The organism is Abyssicoccus albus, from assembly GCF_003815035.1.
GTDB lineage: Bacteria > Bacillota > Bacilli > Staphylococcales > Abyssicoccaceae > Abyssicoccus > Abyssicoccus albus.
The window spans coordinates 1-20,111 of record NZ_RKRK01000008.1 but is presented as its reverse complement, the minus strand read 5'-3'; the positions used below and the strand labels follow the sequence as shown (position 1 = coordinate 20,111).

The following is a 20,111-nucleotide window of genomic DNA, read 5'->3' as shown; positions in this document are numbered from 1 at the left end:
GTGTTATCGTATTTATACCGGAACTGGCAGACGCACAGGACTTAAAATCCTGCGGTAAGTGATTACCGTACCGGTTCGATTCCGGTCCTAGGCACCATTTTTATTTTATGCGCCCGTAGCTCAATTGGATAGAGCGTTTGACTACGGATCAAAAGGTTAGGGGTTCGACTCCTCTCGGGCGCGTGGACATAACGGGAAGTAGCTCAGCTTGGTAGAGCACTTGGTTTGGGACCAAGGGGTCGCAGGTTCGAATCCTGTCTTCCCGACTCTTTTCTTTAAATTATATCGTGGGGGATTAGCTCAGCTGGGAGAGCGCCTGCTTTGCACGCAGGAGGTCAGCGGTTCGATCCCGCTATTCTCCACTTCGATATGGGACTGTAGCTCAGCTGGTTAGAGCACACGCCTGATAAGCGTGAGGTCGGTGGTTCGAGTCCACTCAGTCCCACTTATATGAAGAGACTTCTAAATAGAAGTCTCTTTTTTATTTTAATACTTCAAGTGTATGAATGAACTGTATAATATCCTCAGTACGTTCACCTCCAATTCCCAATATATACGCATTAGGGACATCATCTACGGGTCTTAAATTACAAGGTGTAATGTTGTAGAGCATAATATGCATCCCTGTATGAGCTCCGCTATATAGAATTCCTTTTTTGTCTAATTCGTTACAAATATGATTGATTTTTGTTGAATAATATTTTCGGCTGCGCTGAATGTGTCTTTCGAATTCGCCACTTACCATTAGTTCTTTAGTGAAATGTTGAGTATGGTGAGGAACGGTCTGTGATTCTTTATGATTTATATCATAATAAGTTTGTAGCAAATGTTGTGGTAAAACCATATACGCAATTCTTAATGATGGAAATAATGATTTTGAGAATGTTCCCATATAAATGACGTGTTCACCATCTAAATCGAGACCTTGAATAGACGGAAGAGGCTCTTTGTTATATCTGAATTCACTATCATAATCATCTTCTATAATATAAATATCATTTTTTTTTGCAAATTGTAGTAGTTTAGTACGACGTTCTATAGATAAAATTGCCCCTGTAGGATATTGATTACTAGGTGTAATGTGAATACAGTCTAAAGACGGCTTTATATTTTTTATATCAATACCATATTCATCTACTTCAACAGTTGTCATTTCTACTTGACTATTTTTACACACATCTACAATCGTTGGATAACTAGGCTTTTCAATGGCTATATTTTTGAATGATAATGTTTTAAATAATCGTTGTAGTAGCTGATGAGTACTAGAGCCTATAATGACTTGCTCATAAGTTGCATTAACTCCTCTTGATTTTGCTAAATACTGCGTTAACTGTTGTCTTAGTTCGATATGGCCAAAAAATGGACTCGTTTGAAATAATGAAGTATCAGAAAAAGAATCTTTTATAATCTTTTTGAACGTTTTATTGGGAAGTACTTCTGTATCAATCTTGCCGATATCGTAAGAATAAGGGTTTTGAGTTTTAATCTCTACCGCTTTTGACTGTTTAGTGGATTTAAAGACTGTTTCAACAGGACTAACGTAGATACCACTTTTAACTTTAGTATATATTATCCCCTCATCTAGCAATAAATTTAATGCATTTTCAACAGTCGTTTGACTAATTTGATGTTCTTTTGCTAGCACTCTTTTTGAGAGAAGTTTTTCATGTGGCTTATACTGACCAGATAAAATATGTGACTTTATTTGTTCATAAAGTTGTTTGTACATTGGTGTATTACTTTTCTTATCTAATTCAATCATAATCTGACCACCTAAAATTATTCTTATTTGGCTATTTTACCATATCAGTTAGTTGTGTAGGATAAAATATATACATATTAAAGGAGAGATTATGATGCAACAAAAAGGAACAGATCGTGTAAAAAGAGGAATGGCAGAGATGCAAAAAGGTGGCGTCATCATGGACGTTGTCAATGCTGAACAAGCTAAGATTGCTGAAGCGGCGGGTGCCGTGGCTGTCATGGCGTTAGAAAGAGTGCCTAGTGACATTCGTAAAGCGGGTGGGGTGGCACGTATGGCTGATCCTACAATTGTCGATGAAGTGATGAATGCAGTCAGTATCCCAGTGATGGCGAAGTGCCGTATTGGACATATTTCTGAAGCACGCGTGTTAGAATCGATGGGTGTTGATTATATCGATGAGTCTGAAGTGTTAACACCAGCGGATGAAGAATATCACTTATTGAAAAGCGACTATACTGTACCGTTTGTATGTGGTTGTCGTAACATTGGAGAAGCTGCTCGTCGAATTGGTGAAGGTGCGGCAATGCTTCGTACAAAAGGAGAACCTGGAACAGGGAATATTGTTGAAGCGGTTCGCCATATGAGACAAGTGAATGCAGATATCCGTCGTATCGTTAATTTAAGTGATGATGAATTGATGACCTTTGCAAGAGATCATCAAGCACCATTCGATGTATTGAAGGAGATCAAGCAGTTAGGTAAATTGCCAGTAGTAAATTTCGCTGCGGGTGGTGTTGCAACACCAGCGGATGCTGCGTTAATGATGGAACTTGGAGCGGACGGTGTATTCGTAGGGTCTGGAATATTTAAATCAGAAGCACCGGAGAAATTTGCCAAAGCGATTGTACAAGCAACAACTCACTATCAAGATTACGATTTAATCGGTCGATTATCTAGAGATTTAGGTAAAGCAATGCCTGGCTTAGATATGCACGATATTTCATTAGAAGAGAGAATGAGCGAACGTGGTTGGTAATCAGAAGAAAATAGGCGTTCTTGCACTTCAAGGTGCAGTGAGAGAGCATATTCATCAAATTGAACAATTAGGGCATATCGCTATACCGATTAAACGGGTTGAACAATTAAATGACATTGATGGTTTAGTATTACCCGGTGGTGAGTCAACAACGATGCGACGTCTGTTAGATGAGTATGACTTCACAACGTCGTTGAGACAAAGTGAATTACCGATGTATGGGACATGTGCCGGACTCATTTTACTGGCGAAATCAGTTCAAGATAGAGAAGATTACCATATTGGGAAATTAGATATACATGTCGAGCGAAATGCATTTGGTCGCCAAATTGATAGCTTTGAAACGATGCTTAATGTTACAGGAATCGACCATCAGGTCGAAGCAATTTTTATTAGAGCACCGATCATTAAATCTGTAGAGCAACATGTCGAAGTATTATCGACGGTTGATGATAATATTGTGGCGGTTAAACAAGGGAAATATTTAGGCGTATCATTTCATCCTGAACTATCGAATGATTTAAGTATGATGAAATACTTTATAGAGCAGACTATAGATTAGAAGCTAAAAACCCATCGAATCCATTTTATGATTCGGTGGGTTTAATATATGGTTCTGTTGCAAAGTTGAATTTATAGTATCATTTTAACAAAAAGGAGTATGTTATATGAACTATTTCAGATATAAACAATTTAACAAGGACCTCATCACTGTAGCCGTTGGCTACTATCTAAGATACGCGTTGAGTTATCGTGATATATCTGAAATACTAAGAGAACGTGGTGTCAACGTTCATCATTCAACGGTCTACCGTTGGGTTCAAGAATATGCTCCAATTTTATATCAAATGATAATACTGCTATTATTGGCGAGGCTATAATTGAGGTCTTAGTCAGTAATAGAGTATTAAACTATATATTATAAGGTGGATAAAAAATGTATAAATACAGAGTATATAATAAATATTCTACAAAGATCTCACAAATAGAGAACGAGCAGAAAGAATGCATCGGCTATATACGTAAATTTTACAAAAATGTTTTGGAAAGAGTTGTAGATTATGTTGGTAACGCAAATTTAATTAACAGATTTGAAGTTCTCAACTCCAATCAAGAAGTTGTTTTCAGGGCGAAAAGAGGAAACCCTTTTAGATGGAAAAAGTATCATGTGGAATATTATTATAAAGATGAGACTTTTGAGTTTGAGATGATTCAAAAAGATTTTTTGAAAGTTACAAATATTACAGAGTTCTCTTTCAATGGTAAAAACTATAGTATGGAGCAAACTTTTGGTGCATGGGCAGAACTTATCGATAAAGAATCGGGAAAAACGATAGCGAAATGGAAGATAAAATTTGTAAGTCCTTTTTATGGCAATTTAGAAGTACTGGATGAAGAATACGAAGAGTATCGATTATTTCTACTGGGGATTTTCCACGCGTATTTTTATGGGAAGTAGACTTAAATGAAGGAATTAAGAATTGCAAATTTAAGTAAAAGAATTAAAAAGAAAAAATTTTAGATGATGTTAGTATACAGATTAGTGAAGGAACAATTCATGGCTTGATAGGTGAAAATGGAGTTGGTAGTCGAAATGCAGTCAAATCAATACATAATATATGTATGTTTAAGGCCTACCCTAAATGACAGAAATTAGTATCTTGCAAAAATTGAAATAATAAGTTATAGTTAATACATCAAAAAAAATTGATGTATTGTTTTGTTATTTTATAAAGGAGTTCTATTTTATGAGAGTAAATCATGCAAGTACACTATCTGTTGATTATTTTGTTAGTTATATGAACCTAATCATGATATCAAGAGAAGTCACTTTAAAAGAAGCTATAATATATATGAAGAAAGAGTTTTTTAAAGGAGAGACTGATATGTATGGTAAAACGACAGAAACTCATTTTAATTTAGCAATACAAAAACTTAAACAAAAATAGAGCTATTTAAATACAAGAGAGGTGATCTTTTAATGGAAGTTATTAAATCCGTTCCTAATAGAACTGAGGAAGAAAACTTAGATTTTTATGAACTGATGTTTAACGCTCTTGCTGATAAAATTAGACTTAAAATTTTACATTCAATACGTCAAAGCGATGCAAAATCTCTGTGTGTATGTGACTTGGAGGAATTATTAGAATTAAAACAATCTAAGCTTTCTTATCATCTAAAAAAATTAGTAGATGCAGATATTCTTATTGCTGAAAAGCATGGTACATGGAACTATTATAAAATTAATGAACAACAAATACAGCTAGTTTTGAATGAAGATACTTGTTGTAAGATACTATAAGTATCTTCTTTTAATACAATATACATCAACTTTTTTTGATTATTGTATCAAAAAAAGTTGATTAAATAAATTCGGAGGCGTTATACTGATGTTAGACTCAATTATAGAATTCATAAAAACATTTTTAATGTTGTTTTTTGAATTATTAATACTATTCATAATCGTGAGCTTTATTGTAAGTTTAATTCAACAAGTAGTTTCGGAAGAAAAAATCAAAAGACTTTTGAGCAAGCCTAATCAAGCAATTAGTTATATGTTGGGGACGGTGTTTGGTGCTTTGACACCATTTTGCTCTTGTTCAACTATTCCAATACTTGCAGGTCTATTAAATTCCAAAGTTCCTTTTGGTCCAGCAATGAGTTTCTTAATTGCTTCACCATTAATGAACCCATTAATGATATTTATGCTATGGGCTTTATTAGGATGGAAAGTTGCAATAGTTTATTTTATTGTACTAGCAATCTTTAGTATCTTAACAGGTTTTGTATTTTCAAAAATGAATTTAGCTGAAACTTATAAAGGAGTAAATGTTAAAGGCGATGGATTTTTTGCTAATAAAACGGGATCTCGTTTTAAACAAGCATTAAATGATGCATGGGCATTTTTATATCCAATGCTTCCTTACCTATTTATTGGTGTATTTATTGGAGCGTTCATATATGGATTTGTACCCGAAACATTTATTACTAAATATGCAAGTGGAGGTGGCATTATATCCGTATTCATTGCTTCTATTATAGGTATTCCTATGTATATTAGACCAGAAACAATGTTACCTATAGCTGAAGCATTGGTATCAAAAGGTATGTCACTAGGAACAGTTGTGGCATTGATTATTGGTGGAGCGGGCGCAAGTATTCCAGAAGTGGCATTACTATCTAAGTTATTCAAAAGAAAATTTGTAATATCATTTGTTATCGCAATTTTAGGTGTAGCTATTGCTACCGGATTAATTGTTAATATAATTATTTAAATTTAAGGGGGGATAAATTAATGAATCAAGAAGCATCAGTAATCAGTAGATATGGAAATGCTGCAAAAAATCATGATGGTAGTAAAGTTGTCATCTCAGATATTGTATCTAACGCAGAAGTTCCTGAACAATTGAGACAAGACGAAGACTTATGGAGTGGTTGCTATTCAGGCGCTATTGAAGAAAAATCTTTTGTTGAATCTTTTGAAAAAGTAGGGTTTTATGGTATCGAAATAGATAAACGTGAAGATACATGGACGACTATAGAAGATATTAACTTTAGAAGTATGACCGTTATAGCTCATAAAGGAAAAGAAGGTCCTTGTATAGATAAAGGACAATCTGTTATATACAAAGGTCCATTTAAACATATTGAAGATGATGATAATCATATTTTTGAGCGTGGAGAAAGAACTTTTGTATGTGAAAAAATATTTAATATATTACAGCAACCCCTATATAACAATGTCTTTGAATTTATCAAAGAAAATGAAGAAGCAATTGATATAGAAGACTGTTGCGATACATCATGTGGTTGCTAAAAACCAATTAAAGGAGGTGTTAAAATGGAAAAAAATTCATTTAAAAAAGCTATTTCTAAATTAAAACCTAAAAAGCAAGAATGTTGTTCCGTGGAGATTAAAGAAAATAAAGAGAGCAAAAAAGAGAATACAAATAAAGATCAACAGAATAATAAAGGTTGTTGTTAATGTCGTATCATTGACAATTTAAATTAGGGAGCATAAAAGCATGCTTCCTTTTTTTAATGGAGGTGCTGAAATGATTAAAAGTTTAGCTGACTTTACCGAAGAAGAACGTCAAAAAGCTATGGAAAGGTATTATAAAAATGACAATAATTAGCGTGGAATTTTTTAATAGCTAAAATTGGTAATAAGACTAGTGTACGAATGATTTCTTATTCTAATAGAATAGTAAGTTTGTTTGAACATTATCTTTCAAAATTAACTATGTATGAGGTGCAAGATGAAAGTAATTGCTACTGGAGGTGTAAGAGTATGAAGAAAAAACAAGGAAGATTCTAAGAATCAGTATTATACTGAGTGTCATTATTTTGTTAGGTGTGACCTTATGGTTCAACTTAACTTCTGATACAAAAGCCTTACAAGTAGGCGATGAATCAATTGATTTTCAATTGGAGACGTTAAATGGTGATTCAATACAATTATCGGATATCAATTCAGAAAAAGGTGTTATTTTGAATTTCTGGGGGACTTGGTGTAAGCCGTGTCGTGAAGAAATGCCTGATATGAACCGAATTTATAATGAAGGACATGAAGACTATGAAATCATTGCAGTAAATGTTTCTGAGGATGAGCAGCAGATTAATCAGTTCTTATCCAGTAGTTGCAAATTATACCCACTAGGGGTATAATGTAAGTAAGATACAATACTAAGGAGTGATATAATGAATCATCACAAAAAAGAGCCACATTTTGACCAGGAGGAAAATCATAATCATCATAGTCAGGAAGAGCATACCCATCACGACCATCATGAATATAAAAATCACGATGAGTCTCATGATGAACTTGAGCACGATAATCATGGCCACGGTGCACATGACCACGGTGCACATGACCACGGTGCACATGATCATCACGGACATATGGTGACGGAATTCCGGAATAAGTTTTTTGTTGTTTTAATATTCACCATTCCGATCCTTCTCCTGTCTCCAATGATTCAGGATTTTATGGGCGTTGACTGGCGCTTTACAGGGGATATCTATATTCTAGCTGCCTTGTCCACATTCGTTTATTTCTATGGCGGTTGGCCTTTCCTCAAGGGTGCTTTTGATGAACTGAAAAACAGAGAACCCGGGATGATGACACTGATTGCCATGGCCATCTCCATCGCATTCTTCTACAGCCTAGCTGTCGTATTTGGGTTTAACGGGGAGCAACTTTTCTGGGAACTGGCAACCCTGGTACTGATCATGCTTCTGGGCCACTGGATTGAAATGCGATCGATCAATAATGCATCCAAAGCTCTGGAGTCACTTGCATCCCTGATGCCGAACACAGCAAATCGTATTGCTGAGAATGGTGAGACGGAAGAAGTGCAGGTTGATGCTATCAAAGCAGGGGATCTGATCTTGGTCAAACCGGGAGAAAAGATGCCCTTGGATGGAAAGATCGTTAAAGGAAAATCCCAAATCGATGAATCCATGCTGACAGGTGAGTCCGTTCCCGTAACCAAATCTGTTAATGACGAGGTCATCGGTGGATCAATCAATAGGGAAGGCTCACTTACAATAGAAGTAGAAAAACTGATGGATGAGTCCTACTTGAACCAGGTCATCGAAATGGTCAAAGAATCCCAGAAGACAAAATCCAAAACACAGGACATCACGAATCAGGCGGCCAAATGGCTGTTTTATATCGCTTTGGCTGCTGGTATTATCACCTTTATTGTTTGGATAAGTATCGGAGCCACTGTAGATACGGCCATACAAAGAACAGTGACCGTCATGGTTATCACCTGCCCGCATGCTTTAGGTCTCGCAGCGCCTCTGGTCATCTCTGTTTCTACTGCTTTATCTGCGAAGCATGGTCTGTTGATTCGCAAACGTCCTCAGTTCGAACGGGCCCGGAATATTGATGCGGTAATTTTCGATAAAACTGGTACGTTAACTGAAGGTAAATTTGGAGTAACAGACGTGCAAACTTTCAGTGATATGGACGAAAATAAGATACTAAGCTATGCAGCGACAGTAGAGAATGACTCTGAGCATCCCATTGCTACAGGAATAATCAATGAAGCAAAGAAAAGGAAACTGAAACTGCATGAAATGACACATTTCAATTCTATTACTGGCGTGGGAATTGAAGGGACAATTGATAACAGGAATATCAAAGTTGTAAGTCCCGGGTATATCAGTGAACAAGGTATCAGCTTTGACGATCAGAATTTCAACAAATGGTCCGAACAGGGTAAGACGGTTGTGTTCCTGATCATTGATGAAGAACTGTCAGGCGCCATCGCATTGGCAGATAAAATCAAAGAGAGCTCAAAACAGACGGTTGAACAATTGCACAAGCGAAATATCAAGGCCATCATGCTCACTGGAGACAACCGGAAAGTGGCGAATTACGTTGCAGAACAAATCGGGATTGATGAAGTCTATGCAGAAGTTCTGCCGGATCAGAAGGCAGAGAAAGTAACGGAAATTCAAAAGCGTGGTTTAGTGGTTGCAATGACCGGGGATGGTATTAATGATGCGCCGGCCTTGACGAAAGCAGATGTTGGCATTGCGGTAGGGGCAGGGACAGATATCGCTATGGATAGTGCAGATATCGTTCTTGTGGACAGCAATCCGAAAGATATACTGGCCATATTCAGCCTTTCCAAACAGACCTTTAATAAACTGGTTCAGAACTTGATATGGGCAACCGGCTACAACATTTTTGCCATCCCATTGGCTGCAGGCGCTCTGGCTCCTTGGGGCATTGTACTCAGCCCGGCTGTCGGTGCAATACTGATGAGCTTAAGCACCATCATCGTAGCAATCAATGCGCAATTGCTACATCGATTCGAAATAGATTAAAGTAAACTTATTTGAAGTATTATAGAGATAATATTTTTTATAAGAAGTGAAAATTATGCAATATATTATGGAAGGAAGGCGATTGCAATTTCGACTTCCTTCTTAATTTTATAAATTCTCTTACTTGTTTTTAACATTTTGGTATATTGGATTAATAACATATGGCCAATAATAAAGAGTCTATCCGTTTTGGATAGACTCTTTATTCCTCGTTGAAAATATTTAGAGTTATTCAACAGGCGCCAATTCGCTTTCAATTACCCATTTATGATTTTGTACTTCTTCTCAAGTATCTGTTGTGACAAAGTCTACCATGTAAACTGTTGTCTGTTCAGCTGAATCAATCGTAGCAGTGGCACCTTCCATACTTTCCATATGTGTGGCATTCATTACTACCTCATCTCCTGGTTCTAAGGAAGCTTCACCCGGATTTTCCAATTCTTCGTGGATGACCCATTTATGATCTTCTACTGGTTCTCCACCATTTGTTGGTATATATGATACGGAATAAACTGTTGTATCAAAGTCTCCGGAGATGGTTGCTTCAGCGCCATACATACCTCGCAGGCCACCTTTAAAGTAATGAATTCAAATACATATATTTATATACACATGTTGTGTCATACCCAAACTTTTTATAACTTTTTTTCTTTCACTTAATTTGGTTAAACGATTTTTTCTTTACTATTATAGTCAAAGAAATGTGTTTTATTTAAATTAAAATTTAAATATATACGATTACCTTGTTCAATATTACGATCCGCTTCTACTCGAGCAGCAAAATCTGTGCCTTCTAAATCAGCATACACCATATATTCTGCCCCCATTAATTCACTCACACGAACGACTGTTTCTATTTGTGTTGATGACTTAGATGCGTCCACACGAGTTTGGATTTTTATATCTTCAGGACGTATGCCAAAGTATAGGAGTTGATCTTTATAGTTTCTCGCATTTAATAATTCAACTTGTTCATCTTGTAAATGAAGTATAGTGTTATCTCCTATATGCACAGCTTTCCCATCAAATGTACATTTAAATATATTCATCGGTGGTGATCCGATAAACTGCGCGACAAACAAGTTGTTTGGATAATTATACACTTCTTTTGGTGTACCGACTTGCATTATTTCACCGTTATTTAAAATAACAATGCGGTCAGCCATCGTTAATGCCTCAGTTTGGTCATGCGTTACATAAATTGTTGTTGTTTTTAAGCGGTTATGCAATTTAATAATTTCTGCACGCATTTGCACGCGTAATTTCGCATCTAAGTTAGATAATGGTTCATCCATTAGAAATATACTCGCATCACGTACAATCGCACGCCCTAAAGCGACACGTTGACGCTGTCCGCCAGATAACGCTTTTGGTTTACGCTTTAAAAACTGTTCAAGTCCTAAAATATTTGCAGCCTCTTCTACTTTTGAACGAATTTCTTTACGTGGTAACCTTTTAATCTTTAAACCAAAAGCAATATTATCAAATACACTCATGTGTGGATACAATGCATAGTTTTGGAATACCATTGCAATGTCCCTATTTTTCGGTAGCACATTATTCATTTCTTGGCCATTAATCAATAATTTTCCAGAAGTAATATCTTCTAGGCCCGCAATCATACGTAATGTTGTTGATTTTCCACATCCAGATGGACCAACAAACACGATAAATTCCCCATTTTTTATATCGAGGTTGAAGTCTTTTACGACTTCAAGGCCTTTGTTATCGTATTGCTTATGAATGTGTTGTAACGATAAATCTGCCATTTTGTCACTTCCTAGTTATGATTATTTCAAATCTTTATCGCCAAGTATGTTGGCACCTTGGATAAAGTACTTTTGTAAAAAGAAGAACAACAATATAACGGGTAAAAGTACAATAATTGCACCGACCATTAAATAGTTCCACTGTGTCGTCGACTGCCCTTGGAATACTTGGAGACCGAGTTGTAACGTATATAGTCTTTCATCGTTTAAATATAATAATGGGCCTAAAAAATCGTTCCATACCGCATTAAATGAAAAAATCGCAACGGTAAGCAATGCAGGACGTACCATTGGTAAACCTATTTTATAAAAAATCTGAAAATGATTGGCGCCCTCTAATTTTGCAGCTTCTATGTAATTATCAGGAATCCCTTTAAAAAATTGTCTTAATAAAAAAATGTTAAACGCACTACCTAGTAACGCCGGTATAATGAGCGGATAGTAAGTATTGACTAATCCGAGTTTAGCAAAAATAACGTACTGTGGGATTAATGTTACAAATCCAGGCAACATCATCGTTGACAATACAATAAAAAACCAAATATTGCGCCCTTTAAAATGTATTTTAGAAAACGCATATGCAATCATGGCGTTTACAAATACATTCGCAAGTACAACAATAATTGCAATGACTGTCGTATTTAAGAAATAAGTACCAAACGGTACAATATCGAAAATATTACTATAATTAGAAAATTGAATATTTCTCGGGATAAACGTAAATTCTCCGTTATATATTTCTTCTAAAGATTTTAAAGAAGTCGACACCATCCAAAACAATGGTGCTACCATAAACACACTTCCAACTAACAGCAGTATAAAGTTAAACGATTTCCAAAAGTTATTCGTTTTATTATCGAACATGATTAATCATCCTCATAATGGACCCAAAATTTTGCTAAAGTAAAATTTACTAATGTTAATACAAGTACGATGACAAACAATACCCAAGACATTGCCATTGCATAGCCCATATCAAATACAGTAAATGCTTTAATCCACATATATAAATTATAAAATAGTAAAGAGTTTTCAGGAGACCCGGAGTTATCTGAACTCATAATATATGCTTCTTGGAAAATTTGAAATGAACCGATTGTACTCGTAATCACATCAAAAAATATAATCGGACTGATTAAAGGTAATGTAATTTTAAAAAATTTTTGAAAGTTCGTTGCACCTTCAATAGATGCGGCTTCATACAAGGATTTTGAAATCCCTTGCATTGCGGATAAGTATAATAACATCGCACCACCCGCACTCCATAACTTCATTAAGATTAATGATGGTTTCGACCAATTCGCATCGAATAACCAGTTTGGGCCATTAATGCCAAACAATCCTAAAAACTGATTAATTAAACCTGCTGATGGATCGAGTAATTGCATCCACAACAAATACACACCAACGCCAGATAGCACGGCGGGCAAATAATAAATTGTACGGAAAAATCGCATACCTGGAACATCTTGGTTTAGCATAACGGAAATAAGAATTGCGGCGATAGTCGTTAGAGGGACGGTAAACACGACGAAAAATAACGTGTTTGCCATTGATGTCCAAAACAAATTGTCATGGAATAGCATTTCTTTATAATTACTGAGTCCAATATAATCCATCCTAGAAGTAACGTTATAATTCGTAAAACTCCCATATAAAGAAAAGGCCATGGGGCCAAATGTTAGCCCCAAAAACCCAATAATCCATGGCAATATAAATAAGTAGCCATATATATTTTCTTGTCGTTTCATAAAATCACCACTTACTCATTATTAAACATGCGTTCCATTTCTGATTGTGCACGTGGTATACCATCTTCAACAGTTTCTGAACCGTTAATAATTTCATCAAATATAGAATGTAAAGTACTACCGTAATCCGGTGCGCCTAGGGGAATTAAAGTCAACACAGTGTTTTCCATGTTGTCAACCATTGTATTGTAAACTTTTTGATCTGTATTATTAAATTCTGTACTTTCAGCTGCGTCAATACTTGCTTGTTCGTTAGCCATCAAGTCAAAGTTATTTTCAGCCCAGTATAACTGTGAGTCGTAATTCGTTATATATTCGATAAATTGATATGATGCTTCTGGATTACTTGCACCCTTCGGTATTTCGGCAACGAATCCACCACCGATTGATGCCGGTTTTGCACCAAGTTCTCTTTGTGGGAGTGGACTAGTAACAAACTCTAAATCACTTGCATGATTACGTAATTGAACATTATAGTTTGCGTTACGTACTAAAATTGATACTTCTCCTGACATGAAAGGATCTTGCTGTGCGTTATCAAATCGGGCATTCACTGAATCTAAATAATTCTTTCCATATTTTTCTTGAGACTGAAGTACCCATTCATATGCTGAATGTACTTCAGGGTTATTAATATTAATCTCTCCTTCAGGAGAAATATAATTTTCACCTAAAGCATTGACCATCCATAATGAAATAGATCCACGTATTAATGGATAAAATCCAATACGTTCATATCCTTCGTCATTTTGAATATCTAATGCTTGTGCATATGCATCTACTTCTTCCCATGTTTCAGGTAAATCTTCTGTAGATAATCCTGCTTCTTCTAAATGTGCAACATTATAAAACATTACTGAGTTATCTGTATTAAATGGTAACGCATAAATCTCATCATCAACGACTGCCGCATCGAACAATTGGTCATAAAAACGTGATTGAACTTCATCATCTACATATTCTGTAATGGGTTCTACTTGTCCTTCAGATGCGCGTACTCTAAGTGAATTAATATCATTAATAATGACATCTGGTGGATCGCCTGCAGCAATAGCGGATAAGTTTTTAGTAAAAATATCGCTCCAAGGAACGTATGTATGTTTTACAATAATTTCATCTTGGGATTCGTTAAAATCTTTAATGATTTTCTCAATAACTGTACGGCGCTCTTCACTACCCCAGAATGTCCAAAAGTTAAGTTCGATAGGTTCAGAAGATGCATTATCACCATTACTTTCGCTAGAATTACTTGAATTGCTGTCTACTGAAAATCCGTTACATGCAGTTAGTAACAGTACGAGAATCAATACAAAAAAATAACTGAAATGTTTCATCATACCCACCTTTATAAAATTTTAAAAACATAGTAGAAAATATATGAAAATTACAACTAAATTTACATATTTAGAGTACTCTTTGGACACACTATTGTCAATTAATTTAAAATGAAAAACACACCAACTCTATTGAATTGGTGTGTGAAATATTATTGGTTTATTTTAGTTGCGATCTCTAATGTACGTTTTACTTGGTGTTCAACTGCAGGTCGAACTTCTTCTTTAATGCTTCCATCTTCATTTAAAGTTGCGCTCGTTCCGTATGGATTACCGCCAGCAGGTGCAATTTTATCACTTGTATATCCTGGTGGTACGATAACTGCACCCCAGTGCATCATTGTTGTGTAGAAGCTGAGTAATGTCGCTTCTTGACCACCGTTTGCATTGTTTGCTGAAGTCATTGCACTTACGGCTTTATTAATTGTTTTACCTTGCGCCCATAATCCACCCAACGTATCAATGAATTGTTTCATTTGAGAAGAGATCATACCAAAACGTGTTGGCGTGCTAAATTTGTATTTAATAGTTAAATCCAGTCTTTAGCTGCCTCTACAACACTCTGATCTAAATTGTGCCCTTCTACCCAATGTGTAGAAACTGATGCACCGCGATCTTTTAACATTTCAATGAGACGTTCATTTTCTTGAACGGGTGCCATCGGATCATTTTTACCCATGGATAAAAGGACATTTAAATGTCCTAAATCAAAAGTATCTTTTAAGTTAGCGGGATATAATGGTGCACCAAGTATCGCATGGTGAAATGCTTCTGGGTGACGGAAAATCATTTCCAATGCAATGTTTGAACCATTAGAGAATCCGAGTAAATAAACATCACTTAAATCAAAGTCATACTCGATGGATTTTTCTTTAATAAATTCAAATAGTTGATCGGCACGATTTCGTAAATCATCCCAGTTATACTGTCCCATACCGACGCGTTCAAAGAAGCGGTTCATTCCATTTTCTTTTACTTCTCCACGCACGCCTAAATAATTGAAATTTGAATTAATTGCTTGAGCGAGAGGAATTAAATCCGTCTCATCACCGCCAGTTCCATGTAATAAAACAAAAACTGGTGCACCTTTTTTATTTTCTTGATATACGTGTTTCATGAGAAACCTCCTATATTTAAGAATTTATTTTGAACGTGTCGTATCGAAATGACGAATTTGACTTTCAATTTCTTCACGTTTATCTTCTAAAAATGGCGGGAGTGCGAGTTTTTCACCTAATGTTTCGTATGGCTCATCTTCCATAAATCAATGAGAGAATCTAAGGTCGTAATTTTCGGGACATGTAAAATAATCTTCAATTTCATTATATGGCCAATTAAATGTATTAAAAATATTTGTTCTGTTTTTCTTTGATTGCTCCGAATAGTATGTATTAAAAGGAATTAAAGGTGTAACTTCAAAATCATCAATCAAATTCTCATAATTTTCTTCACTTCCATATCCAACATCGGCAACAATATATTTAGGAAGTTTCTTATGCAAATCTATGAAATGATTCAAGAACGGCGTGAGTGTTCTTGAATTCGCCGGATTTGGAAAGATGTCATAAGCCAGGGTGAATTGATTGTTTGTCGCAATCTGTAAATTATATCCTGCCTTCAATTGACCGTTCTTCATATGGTCTTCCTTCATTCTCATGAATGTGGCATCACAATCTGTCTTAGAATAGCTTTTTCGATCGCCAAGGATTTTCAATTGCTCATTATATCTTATATTTCTTTCGTAGATATTTTTGAGTACCTTAATGACTGTTTTGAAGGGAATTCGGTTTACTCCTCCTTGCAACGATGGTTCTAAGCGAACTCAACTGTTTTTTATAACCTTGTCTAAACTAAGGCGTCTCTTATAAGTATTGTCAAAATCAAGGGCGCTCTTAATTAATAATGCAAATACACCTTAATGTATATTTTCGTTAAAATGCAGGGTACAATCTTAACCGGAAATAAAAGAAGTGGTATGTCCAGAATAAGTTCCGACATACCACTTCTTTCTAAGTGTTGTGCTTAGGCGATTTCTTTACAAGCCTCTGCACATTTGAAGCACGCATCTGCACATTTCTGGCAGTGATCGTGGTCATGTTTTTGACACTCGTTGCCGCATGCTTCGCAGACCTTGGCACATGCTGCCGCCAAATCAGAAGAAAATGGTGAATTTCTTGTCAGAGCCTGTTCTAAAAATGCACAGATATCTGCACATTCACGATCCAATCGGATACACTCCGCCATCATTTTTACGTCTTCTTCCCTCAGACAGGCATCGTAACAGTGGTTACAGGCTTCCATACATTCATGTAACGTCTGAATCAGTTGTTGATGTTGTTCATGAGCCATTATAAATCCCTCCTATAGAATTGAATGTACTTACATTAATTAAATACCCATCCATTTCGCATATAAACCGATATGGTAAAACTCCATAGAAACTGCACATAATTTTAATGATGATTGTCCTTCTCCAACTTACTCAATATTGTAATTCGTCTAGAAAAAATCAAGAAATAGTTCCTTTTTTGTTATTAGATTGAAGCTTTGGAGCTTACTCTACTTTAACCTGTCCCATCATCCCATTGTCCTCATGTTCAAGTATGTGACAGTGGAACATATATATGCCTTTATTTTTAAACTGAATGGCAATTTTTACAGTCTCATCCGGGGCAACGGAAAAACTATCTTTCCAGCCTCTTTCGTTCTCAGCTGGTGCTTCTCCATTCCTGGAAAGGATCTTAAACTGAGCACCATGGATGTGGAACGGATGAATCATGCCGCCCATCATGTCAGGTTTATTATAGATTTCCCATACTTCTGTAACACCTTGTTCCTGCGTAAAATCAATTCTTTCAGGATCAAATTTTTTTCCGTTTATCGTTACATGATCCATCATGCCGAAAAGTTCAATTTCTTTTGTCACTGGCAGGTTCTTTTCTTCTTCCGTAACTGAAAAGTCATTCATTTCATCAGGTATATCCATGTTTTTACCTGTTTGATCTGTGATTTCAAAAGGTAAGAGCGTGGCACCATCTTCATTCATTAACGCTATATTTTCATTACCATCGACTTTAGAAAAATCAATGATTATTTCGGCCCGCTCCGAAGGCGTGAGTGTGATTTCTTCCATTGAGACCGGTTCATTTAAAAACCCGCCGTCTGTTGCGACTTGTACAAAAGAATCCCCTGTATTTAGTTTAAAGGTGTAATTTCTTGCATTTGATCCATTTAAAAGTCGAAGCCTTACTTTTTCTTTATCTACAGTTAATTTTGGATTCAATGTGCCGTTAATTAATGATGTATCCCCGACTGTGCCATCTTCATTTGCTATGGCTTTGTAATTCAGTTGTTTTTCATCATTAAATACTTTGTCTTGGAAAACGAGAGGGATGTCATTTTCTCCATATTCACTTGGTAATTCGAGATTTTTTGAATTTTGGTCCTCGATATAAATTAACCCAGCAAGTCCGTTGTACACTTGTTCAGAGGTTTTTCCTTCCGGGTGGGGATGGAACCACAATGTGGCAGCTTCCTGTGTCACTTCAAATTCAATAGTACTCTCTTCGCCTGGCTCCAATACATTGTGTGGACCACCATCGTCATTCCCTGGCACTTCCAATCCATGCCAGTGAAAAGTGGTATTTTCATTGAGCTCATTGATTAAGTTTATTTTCACAGTATCTCCTTTTTCAAATTGAAGCATGGGACCTAGAAACGAGGCATTATATCCATATGTTTTTGTTTGAACGCCATCAAATATTTCTGTTTCTCCTTTTTGCGCGCGTATTGTATACTCAGTTCCTTTGTTGCTGTCGCTTTTGAGTATAGGGGGGATATTCAGTTCATTCTCTCCTGTCGAATCAATTAGACTTACCACATCATCATGATCCATATGACCATTACCCATGGAACCATTATTCATTTCTCCTTCACTGGAGGAGTTATTCATATTTTCTTCCATAGAATTTTCATTGTCCTCATTCATATTCATCTCTTCATTTGAATCCTTTCCATTGTTAGTATCTTCTACAGATGCTTCTTCGTCATTGTTTGTACAAGCTGATAAAACAATGACCATCATTAGAGAAAACAAGCTTATCAATAGGTTCTTTTTTCTCATACTTTACAATCCCTTCTTTCTACTTTTAATAAAGAACTTGTCATTCCTTTATGTATTAGACTAGATTATAATTTTCGAGAATCCGTGCATAAAATGAGTATTTAATATGACAAAAAATACATGCAAGATTAAGTTCAAAAAACGACCGTTTTACACACAAAATAGTGCATACGGTAAAAGGATGTCACTTAAGACGCTATTTTACGCCTGTTTTTAAGTGCTATTTTGTACTATAACACATTTGAAAAAAGGTAGAACACAGCCTTTTATGTTCCAACTGTCACTTTCGATGTTATCTTGCACTTTCAAATACTAAACTGTCTCGGGCAGCTTCCACAAATTCTAAAGTAATGGTATGAAGATTATTGATTTCAAGTATTCTCTCTATTTGAGTGAAAATCTTTGAATGAGTCTAAAGTTCCCGCCAGTAATTTTAATAATACTAGTCAGAGCTTCGTAATCAGAAAAATCTTCAATTTTTATAGAAAGGCGCAACTCTTCCCATTTGTATTCCAAGATATGATGCGTTTCATCTTTACTGAGTTTATCAAATTCATGAGCAAATCCAATTCTCGAATAGAGCTGGGGGTATCGTGCCAATCGTTTCTCGATTCCAGGCATTCCAATAAATATCATTGCGATATTATTTCTATCATATATATCCCTCAGTTGCTATAAACTCTGTATTTTTAATCGATTGATTTCATCTACAATAACAAGATCAATATCTTCAAATGAATCTGTCGTATATTTTTCTTCTTCACTGTTCTTTGCTCTGTATATACTTTTTACCATATTTATTCTGAATCCAATGGAATGAATTTCTGCAGTCATTTTTGTCGCTCTTATAGGAGGCGCGGTATAAAAAATGGTTCTAGCTTCAAGTATACTTTCATCGAGATTTTCTGATTGTAATTCCTTGATATACGTGTAATCTATTTCTTTTTCGATAGTGTTCCAATTAGCATAATATTTGGAAGACAATGTTTTTCCGACACCGGGTAATCCATAGCATATTCCAATATATTCGTTTTTGAGAAGAAAATTTTCTTATTCTAAAAATTACTTTTATGTAGAGATGTCTCTGAATGAATTTATTAAATAAGGTGGTTTAGCGTAGGCTAAATTTACAAAATAATTATAAATAACTATTCTGCGAGTAAGTTCACTTAAACTAACGAGGTATATTTGTGGAACAAGATAAACATTACATTAGAGATAAGGTAGCATAGTAGTTACGCTTGTCGCATTATCTAAACTGATATTTATATTTTAACTTTTAGAAACCTTGACGACTCGTTCGAATGTTATAGTTTCTAATTGACATATAATTTAGCGTCATGTAAGTTATATATATGAAAACATGAATATATGTTCATATACATAGGTATATTATAGAGGAGCGAAATAAATGAATGAAGAACAGAAACCCGAAGAGTTGTTGAATGAAGGAAAACAAGACTTAGATGAAGAAACGTTGTTTATTGTTTCGCAAACGTTCAAAGCATTGAGTGACCCAACCAGAATTCGTATTTTGAACTTTTTAT

18 protein-coding genes, 5 tRNA genes and 7 pseudogenes are annotated in these 20,111 nt (G+C 35.5%); 17 read left to right on the top strand and 13 right to left on the bottom strand.

What is annotated here, in order from left to right; all coding sequences use genetic code 11:
* Positions 1–16 precede the first annotated feature (16 nt).
* From EDD62_RS08975 to EDD62_RS08955, 5 genes are all read left to right on the top strand, one after another.
* Positions 17–97 (top strand) — tRNA-Leu (locus tag EDD62_RS08975).
* A gap of 12 nt (positions 98–109) precedes the next feature.
* Positions 110–183 (top strand) — tRNA-Arg (locus tag EDD62_RS08970).
* 9 nt (positions 184–192) lie between these two features.
* Positions 193–266 (top strand) — tRNA-Pro (locus EDD62_RS08965).
* A gap of 23 nt (positions 267–289) precedes the next feature.
* Positions 290–362 (top strand) — tRNA-Ala (locus EDD62_RS08960).
* 9 nt (positions 363–371) lie between these two features.
* Positions 372–445: transfer RNA gene (locus EDD62_RS08955), tRNA-Ile, on the top strand.
* A gap of 36 nt (positions 446–481) precedes the next feature.
* Here the strand turns inward: EDD62_RS08955 and pdxR are convergent.
* Positions 482–1,765 (bottom strand): MocR-like pyridoxine biosynthesis transcription factor PdxR, encoded by a 1,284-nt coding sequence (gene pdxR / locus EDD62_RS08950; protein ID WP_123808807.1) that lies wholly within the window; start codon positions 1,763–1,765, stop codon positions 482–484.
* A gap of 94 nt (positions 1,766–1,859) precedes the next feature.
* On the opposite strand from pdxR, the gene pdxS reads away from it, so the two are divergent.
* The 11 genes and pseudogenes from pdxS to EDD62_RS08895 all read left to right on the top strand — a co-directional run bounded on the left by pdxS (position 1,860) and on the right by EDD62_RS08895 (position 9,587).
* The gene (gene pdxS / locus EDD62_RS08945; protein WP_407922649.1) at positions 1,860–2,744 is read left to right on the top strand and encodes a pyridoxal 5'-phosphate synthase lyase subunit PdxS; all 885 of its coding nucleotides are present in this window, start codon (positions 1,860–1,862) and stop codon (positions 2,742–2,744) included.
* Positions 2,734–3,306 (top strand): pyridoxal 5'-phosphate synthase glutaminase subunit PdxT, encoded by a 573-nt coding sequence (pdxT, locus tag EDD62_RS08940; RefSeq protein ID WP_123808805.1) that lies wholly within the window; start codon positions 2,734–2,736, stop codon positions 3,304–3,306. The genes pdxS and pdxT overlap by 11 nt, the downstream gene beginning before the upstream one ends.
* Before the next feature lie 106 nt (positions 3,307–3,412).
* Positions 3,413–3,595, top strand: a pseudogene (locus EDD62_RS08935) (IS6 family transposase); the annotation flags it as partial.
* 86 nt (positions 3,596–3,681) lie between these two features.
* On the top strand, positions 3,682–4,203 hold the full coding sequence (locus EDD62_RS08930; RefSeq protein WP_077140990.1) for a tubby C-terminal domain-like protein: 522 nt from the start codon (positions 3,682–3,684) through the stop codon (positions 4,201–4,203).
* Between the two features lie 289 nt (positions 4,204–4,492).
* Positions 4,493–4,693 (top strand): hypothetical protein, encoded by a 201-nt coding sequence (locus tag EDD62_RS08925; protein ID WP_123808802.1) that lies wholly within the window; start codon positions 4,493–4,495, stop codon positions 4,691–4,693.
* A 32-nt stretch (positions 4,694–4,725) separates the two neighbouring features.
* The gene (locus tag EDD62_RS08920) at positions 4,726–5,046 is read left to right on the top strand and encodes an ArsR/SmtB family transcription factor (protein ID WP_123808800.1); all 321 of its coding nucleotides are present in this window, start codon (positions 4,726–4,728) and stop codon (positions 5,044–5,046) included.
* 88 nt (positions 5,047–5,134) lie between these two features.
* A complete protein-coding gene (locus tag EDD62_RS08915; RefSeq protein WP_123808798.1) occupies positions 5,135–6,019 on the top strand; it encodes a permease in 885 nt (294 codons plus the stop codon).
* Positions 6,020–6,093: 74 nt separating this feature from the next.
* A pseudogene (locus EDD62_RS08910) lies at positions 6,094–6,561 on the top strand (methyltransferase domain-containing protein); the annotation flags it as partial.
* Between the two features lie 24 nt (positions 6,562–6,585).
* Entirely contained in the window at positions 6,586–6,729 is a 144-nt protein-coding gene (locus EDD62_RS09260) for a hypothetical protein (protein ID WP_170152818.1), read from the top strand.
* 371 nt (positions 6,730–7,100) lie between these two features.
* Positions 7,101–7,412, top strand: coding sequence for a redoxin domain-containing protein (locus EDD62_RS08900; protein WP_249037366.1), 312 nt, complete (start codon positions 7,101–7,103; stop codon positions 7,410–7,412).
* A gap of 33 nt (positions 7,413–7,445) precedes the next feature.
* Positions 7,446–9,587: a copper-translocating P-type ATPase gene (locus EDD62_RS08895; RefSeq protein ID WP_123808794.1), complete on the top strand. Its 2,142-nt coding sequence runs from the start codon at positions 7,446–7,448 to the stop codon at positions 9,585–9,587.
* A gap of 285 nt (positions 9,588–9,872) precedes the next feature.
* Here EDD62_RS08895 and EDD62_RS08890 read toward each other — a convergent pair.
* The 12 genes and pseudogenes from EDD62_RS08890 to EDD62_RS08835 all read right to left on the bottom strand — a co-directional run.
* Positions 9,873–10,148: pseudogene (locus EDD62_RS08890) on the bottom strand (DUF1541 domain-containing protein); the annotation flags it as partial.
* A 104-nt stretch (positions 10,149–10,252) separates the two neighbouring features.
* Positions 10,253–11,356, bottom strand: a complete 1,104-nt coding sequence (locus tag EDD62_RS08885; RefSeq protein WP_123808790.1) for an ABC transporter ATP-binding protein — start codon at positions 11,354–11,356, stop codon at positions 10,253–10,255.
* 21 nt (positions 11,357–11,377) lie between these two features.
* Entirely contained in the window at positions 11,378–12,220 is an 843-nt protein-coding gene (locus tag EDD62_RS08880; protein WP_123808788.1) for a carbohydrate ABC transporter permease, read from the bottom strand.
* Positions 12,221–12,222: 2 nt separating this feature from the next.
* Positions 12,223–13,107 (bottom strand): carbohydrate ABC transporter permease, encoded by an 885-nt coding sequence (locus EDD62_RS08875; protein ID WP_123808786.1) that lies wholly within the window; start codon positions 13,105–13,107, stop codon positions 12,223–12,225.
* Positions 13,108–13,118: 11 nt separating this feature from the next.
* Positions 13,119–14,441 (bottom strand): ABC transporter substrate-binding protein, encoded by a 1,323-nt coding sequence (locus tag EDD62_RS08870; RefSeq protein WP_170152817.1) that lies wholly within the window; start codon positions 14,439–14,441, stop codon positions 13,119–13,121.
* Between the two features lie 152 nt (positions 14,442–14,593).
* A pseudogene (locus EDD62_RS08865) lies at positions 14,594–14,956 on the bottom strand (NAD(P)H-dependent oxidoreductase); the annotation flags it as partial.
* Positions 14,957–14,970: 14 nt separating this feature from the next.
* Positions 14,971–15,558, bottom strand: a complete 588-nt coding sequence (locus tag EDD62_RS08860; protein ID WP_123808780.1) for an alpha/beta hydrolase — start codon at positions 15,556–15,558, stop codon at positions 14,971–14,973.
* Positions 15,559–15,582: 24 nt separating this feature from the next.
* A pseudogene (locus tag EDD62_RS08855) lies at positions 15,583–15,705 on the bottom strand (ring-cleaving dioxygenase); the annotation flags it as partial.
* Positions 15,706–16,155, bottom strand: a complete 450-nt coding sequence (locus EDD62_RS08850; protein WP_414731077.1) for a transposase — start codon at positions 16,153–16,155, stop codon at positions 15,706–15,708.
* A gap of 308 nt (positions 16,156–16,463) precedes the next feature.
* A complete protein-coding gene (locus EDD62_RS08845; protein ID WP_123808776.1) occupies positions 16,464–16,790 on the bottom strand; it encodes a four-helix bundle copper-binding protein in 327 nt (108 codons plus the stop codon).
* Positions 16,791–16,995: 205 nt separating this feature from the next.
* Positions 16,996–18,564: a multicopper oxidase family protein gene (locus tag EDD62_RS08840; protein WP_123808774.1), complete on the bottom strand. Its 1,569-nt coding sequence runs from the start codon at positions 18,562–18,564 to the stop codon at positions 16,996–16,998.
* A 292-nt stretch (positions 18,565–18,856) separates the two neighbouring features.
* Positions 18,857–19,602: pseudogene (locus tag EDD62_RS08835) on the bottom strand (AAA family ATPase); the annotation flags it as partial.
* 373 nt (positions 19,603–19,975) lie between these two features.
* Between EDD62_RS08835 and EDD62_RS08830 the strand changes: the two are divergent.
* Positions 19,976–20,111 (top strand): annotated as a pseudogene (locus EDD62_RS08830) (transcriptional regulator); the annotation flags it as partial.

Bases quoted from the DNA above. Each gene is read 5' to 3' on its own strand.
- EDD62_RS08915 (WP_123808798.1), top strand. From the start codon at position 5,135: ATGTTAGACTCAATTATAGAATTCATAAAAACATTTTTAATGTTGTTT.
- EDD62_RS08870 (WP_170152817.1), bottom strand. From the start codon at position 14,441: ATGAAACATTTCAGTTATTTTTTTGTATTGATTCTCGTACTGTTACTA.
- EDD62_RS08880 (WP_123808788.1), bottom strand. From the start codon at position 12,220: ATGTTCGATAATAAAACGAATAACTTTTGGAAATCGTTTAACTTTATA.
- EDD62_RS09260 (WP_170152818.1), top strand. From the start codon at position 6,586: ATGGAAAAAAATTCATTTAAAAAAGCTATTTCTAAATTAAAACCTAAA.
- EDD62_RS08875 (WP_123808786.1), bottom strand. From the start codon at position 13,107: ATGAAACGACAAGAAAATATATATGGCTACTTATTTATATTGCCATGG.
- EDD62_RS08930 (WP_077140990.1), top strand. From the start codon at position 3,682: ATGTATAAATACAGAGTATATAATAAATATTCTACAAAGATCTCACAA.
- EDD62_RS08895 (WP_123808794.1), top strand. From the start codon at position 7,446: ATGAATCATCACAAAAAAGAGCCACATTTTGACCAGGAGGAAAATCAT.
- EDD62_RS08885 (WP_123808790.1), bottom strand. From the start codon at position 11,356: ATGGCAGATTTATCGTTACAACACATTCATAAGCAATACGATAACAAA.
- EDD62_RS08840 (WP_123808774.1), bottom strand. From the start codon at position 18,564: ATGAGAAAAAAGAACCTATTGATAAGCTTGTTTTCTCTAATGATGGTC.
- EDD62_RS08845 (WP_123808776.1), bottom strand. From the start codon at position 16,790: ATGGCTCATGAACAACATCAACAACTGATTCAGACGTTACATGAATGT.
- EDD62_RS08920 (WP_123808800.1), top strand. From the start codon at position 4,726: ATGGAAGTTATTAAATCCGTTCCTAATAGAACTGAGGAAGAAAACTTA.
- EDD62_RS08925 (WP_123808802.1), top strand. From the start codon at position 4,493: ATGAGAGTAAATCATGCAAGTACACTATCTGTTGATTATTTTGTTAGT.
- pdxR (WP_123808807.1), bottom strand. From the start codon at position 1,765: ATGATTGAATTAGATAAGAAAAGTAATACACCAATGTACAAACAACTT.
- EDD62_RS08860 (WP_123808780.1), bottom strand. From the start codon at position 15,558: ATGAAACACGTATATCAAGAAAATAAAAAAGGTGCACCAGTTTTTGTT.
- pdxS (WP_407922649.1), top strand. From the start codon at position 1,860: ATGCAACAAAAAGGAACAGATCGTGTAAAAAGAGGAATGGCAGAGATG.